Genomic DNA, 4,145 nt, shown 5'->3' with positions numbered 1-4,145 from the left:
GGGTGTGCAGCCCGGTGAGGCCGGAGGCGATGGCCTCGGGCACCATGGCCACGCCCAGCCCGGCGCGTACCAGTTTGGCGAGCAGTTCCACGGTGGTCACCTCGAAGGCGACCTCGGTGCGCAGCCCGGCGGCGAGGAAGGCTTCCTCGGTCTGGCGGCGGGCCGCGGAGCCCGCCGTGTAGCCCACGAAGGTCTCGCGTGCCAGCCGCCGCAGACCGACTCTCCGCTGATCCGCGAGGGGGTGCCCCGGCGGGACGACGGCCATCAGCTCCTCGTGCGACAGCACCTTCTCGCGTACGCCCTTGATGGGCTCGCCCGGCACCACGCCCACGAAGGCGACGTCCAGGGCGCCCTGGCGGACCTGTTCGATGAGCAGATCGCTCATGTCCACCCGCATGCCGACCCGCACCTGGGGGTGGCGGGCGTGGAACTCCCCCAGCACCTCGGCGAGGTCGACGGCGACGACGGTGGAGATCGCGCCGACGGCGAGCCGGCCGCGCACCTCGCCCGACACGGCGTCCACCTCGGCGCGGGCGCGTTCGGCGGCCTCCAGGGTCTGCCGGGCGACGGGGACGAACGCCTCCCCCGCGGCCGTCAGCCGCACGCTGCGGCTCGTACGGTCGAAGAGCCGGGAGCCGAGCTCCTGCTCCAGGCGGGCGATCTGGTGGCTGAGCGCGGACTGCACGACGTGGCAGCGTTCGGCGGCGCGGGTGAAGCCGCCGGTCTCGGCGACCGCGACGACGTAGCGCATCTGCTGGAGCTCCATGGCGGAGATCCTAGCGATTGATCGTGTTCCGCGATGGGTGTGATGAAAACAATGCATTGGACTCATCGATGGGGAACGGCCCACTCTGGAGCGTACGCACCGGCGCCGCCGCCCTGGCGGGGCCGGTGCCGATTCATGCGCGGGGCGCGGCACCTTGGAGGACTTGTGGAAGCGACGGAGCACGGCACGGTCGGGGCGCGGGGGCTGGGGCGCGGCTTGCTGCTGCTGATGTCCGTGGCCACCGGCCTGTCCGTGGCGGGCAACTACTTCGCCCAGCCGCTGCTGGACGTCATAGGCCGCGACCTGGGGCTGAGCGCGTCGACCGCGGCGCTGGTGGTGACCGTCGCGCAGGTCGGGTACGGGCTGGGGCTGCTGCTGCTCGTACCGCTGGGTGACCTGGTGGACCGGCGGCGGCTGGCGGTGGGGCTGTGCGCGGCCACCGCGGTGTTCCTGACCGTGACGGCGAGCGCGCCGAACGGGACGCTTCTGCTGGTCGGCACCGCGCTGACCGGGCTGGCCTCCGTGGCGGCGCAGGTGGTCGTGCCGTACGCGGCGACCCTGGCGGCGCCCGCCGAGCGCGGGCGGACCGTGGGCACGGTCATGACGGGGCTGCTGCTGGGCATCCTGCTGGCCCGTACGGCCGCCGGGCTGCTCGCGGACCTCGGCGGCTGGCGCACGGTCTACTGGGTGAACGCCGTGCTGATGCTGCTGATGGCGGCGGCGCTGCGGCTCCGGCTGCCGGTGCTGCCGTCGACGCAGCCGACGCAGCCCGCGGGGCGCGGGTATCCGGCGCTGATCGGCTCCACGCTGCGGCTGTTCGCCGACGAGCCCGTGCTGCGGTGGCGGGCGGCGCTGGGCGCGCTGTCGTTCGCGCCGTTCAGCGTGTTGTGGACGGCGCTGGTCTTCCTCCTCTCCGGCCCGTCCTACGGCTGGTCGGAGGCGGAGATCGGGCTGCTGGGCCTGGTCGGCGCGGCCGGTTCGCTGGCCGCCTCGACGGCCGGCCGGCTGGCGGACCGGGGCCTGGTCCAGCATGTCTCCGGCATCGGCGCGCTCCTGCTCCTGGGCTCCTGGGGCCTCCTGGCCCTGGCCGGCTCCGGCGGCGCCTGGCCCTTCGTCGCCCTGCTCGCCGGCGTGATCGTCCTGGACCTGGCCGTCCAGGCCGTGCACATCAGCAACCAGAACCTCGTCTACGCCGTCCGCCCCGAAGCCCGCAACCGCCTCAACTCCGCCTACATGACGAGCTATTTCGTCGGCGGCGCGTTCGGCTCCGCTCTGACCAGCGCCGTATGGGGCATGGCCGGCTGGAGCGGCGTCTGCGCCCTGGGCGCGGCGCTGTCGGCGGCGGGGCTCGCGGTGTGGACCGTGGAACGCCTGCGGCATCGGGCTGTTGGCGGACAGCGGCCGACGGAAGCGGCTACGGGCACGAGCTCGGCTTCGACGGAGCGGGCGGAGGCGCGGTAGGCGCTCGCTTTCAGCCGACCATCGCCTTCAGCCGACCACCACCTTCAATCGACCACCGCCTTCAGCCGACCGTCGGTTTCAGCCGACCACCGTGACCCGCACCCCCAGCTCGCCCATCGCCGTCAGTTCCGCCGTCGGGGCGTCGGAGTCGGTGATGAGGGTGTGGACGTCGGCGGTCGGGCAGATCTTGGCGAAGGTGGTCCGGCCGATCTTGGAGTGGTCGGCTACGACGACGGTGCGGCTGCCGTGGGCGGCGAAGGCGCGGTCGGTGGCTGCTTCCAGCTGGTCGTGGGTGGTGCAGCCGTGGGCGGCGCTGATGCCGTCGACGCCGAGGAAGGCGATGTCGGTGTGGTGGTCGGCGAGGGTCTTCTCGGCGATGGGGCCGACCAGCTCGTAGCTCTGGCTGCGGGCGGTGCCGCCGATCACGATCAGGGTGACGGTGGGGCGGAGCACCAGGTTCGCCGCGATGTTGACGGCGTTGGTGACGATCGTGACCGGCCCCCGGTCGGCGAGGATGCGGGCCACTTCCGTGGTGGTGGTGCCGCCGGTGAGGCCGACCACCGCGCCCTCCGGCACGAGGGCCGCGGCCGCTCGCGCGATGGCCTGTTTCTGCGGGGAGCGCTGGTCCGCGCGGTGCTGGAGCGGCAGCTCGATGCTCAGCCCGCTGGGGAGCGCGCCGCCGTGCGTACGGTCGAGCATCCGCTGCTCGCTCAGGTGCCGCAGATCGCGCCGCACCGTGGCCGGTGAGACGCCGAGCAGCTGGGAGAGCTGCGTGACGTCGGCGCTGCCCTGCGCGGCCACGTGGTCGAGTATCCGCGCATGGCGGTCGGTTCGGAGCACGCCGTGAGCATAGCCTTGGCGAACGGGGCCGCTCACTCCCGTGCACAGAATGCGCGTACTGATGAGCGGACGGGCGATCGTTCAGTCAAAACCGATCTATTGACATGGCTGAATACGCTCGCTTTACTCCCTGGCAACGCCGGTGTCGGATCACTCGGCGAAGAGGTACGCCCAGCCGGTAGTTGGCCTACGCCATGAGCCCGGACTAAGTCGCCAGGGCCCGCTCAAGGGTTCCGAGGCGGGGCCGTGCCCCCAACAGCTGGAGCTCGACGATGAGCCTCAATCGTGTTGTGCGCAGGAGCATGACGGTGACCGCGGCCCTCTCGGCCGCCGCCGCGACCTGCCTGATCATCCCGTCCGCCGCATCGGCCGCGCCCACCGCGCCGGCCGCCGCGTCCGGCATCACGCTGCCCACGCCGCACGTCAACTTCGATTACCAGATCGGCGGCGCGTACACCCCGCCCTCCGGCGTGAAGGCCGTCAGCCGCGACTACAAGGCCGACCCCGCGCCCGGCCTGTACAACATCTGCTACGTCAACGCCTTCCAGACCCAGCCGAAGAAGGAGGGCGACTGGGACTCCGACCTGCTGCTGAAGGACGGCAACGGTGACGTCGTCTACGACGGCAAGTGGGGCGAGGCCATCCTCGACATCCGCACCGACGCCAAGCGCAAGCGGATCGCCGCCAAGGTGGGCGGGTGAATCGACACCTGCGCCGCCAAGGGCTTCCAGGCCGTCGAGCCCGACAACTACGACACGTACGACCGTTACAAGAAGCTCCTGAAGCCCGACCAGGCCAAGGCCCTCGCCACGCTCCTGTCCCAGCACGCCCACGCCAAGGGCCTCGCCGTCGCGCAGAAGAACGCGCCGGACCTCGCCGCCGACCACAAGGCGACGGGGGCGGACTTCGCCGTCGCCGAGGAGTGCGGCCGGTACGACGAGTGCGAGAAGTACACGAAGGCGTTCGGCTCCCGTGTCTTCGTCATCGAGTACACGGACAAGGGCATGAGCAAGGCCTGCTCCGCCTGGGGCGACAAGCTGAGCGTCGTCCAGCGCGATGAGAACGTCACGCCCAAGGG

3 protein-coding genes and 1 pseudogene are annotated in these 4,145 nt (G+C 71.8%); 2 read left to right on the top strand and 2 right to left on the bottom strand.

Translation table 11 applies throughout. The features are described 5' to 3' along the window. On the bottom strand, positions 1–766 hold a 766-nt coding region (locus ACFU99_RS35495; RefSeq protein WP_384400288.1), incomplete at its 3' end, for a LysR family transcriptional regulator. 228 nt (positions 767–994) lie between these two features. On the opposite strand from ACFU99_RS35495, the gene ACFU99_RS35490 reads away from it, so the two are divergent. Next, positions 995–2,227, top strand: a complete 1,233-nt coding sequence (locus tag ACFU99_RS35490; protein WP_384400290.1) for an MFS transporter — start codon at positions 995–997, stop codon at positions 2,225–2,227. Positions 2,228–2,305: 78 nt separating this feature from the next. Here ACFU99_RS35490 and ACFU99_RS35485 read toward each other — a convergent pair whose 3' ends face one another. Then, positions 2,306–3,067 (bottom strand): DeoR/GlpR family DNA-binding transcription regulator, encoded by a 762-nt coding sequence (locus tag ACFU99_RS35485; protein ID WP_384400285.1) that lies wholly within the window; start codon positions 3,065–3,067, stop codon positions 2,306–2,308. Positions 3,068–3,339: 272 nt separating this feature from the next. Between ACFU99_RS35485 and ACFU99_RS35480 the strand changes: the two are divergent. Further along, positions 3,340–4,145: pseudogene (locus tag ACFU99_RS35480) on the top strand (endo alpha-1,4 polygalactosaminidase); the annotation flags it as partial.

The sequence above is a fragment of the Streptomyces sp. NPDC057654 genome (assembly GCF_042800135.1).
Taxonomy (GTDB): domain Bacteria; phylum Actinomycetota; class Actinomycetes; order Streptomycetales; family Streptomycetaceae; genus Streptomyces.
This window is presented reverse-complemented; position numbering and strand designations above follow the sequence as displayed.

What these genes read in the sequence shown, in the direction of transcription:
- ACFU99_RS35490 (WP_384400290.1), top strand. Translation starts at nt 995, where the DNA reads ATGTCCGTGGCCACCGGCCTGTCCGTGGCGGGCAACTACTTCGCCCAG.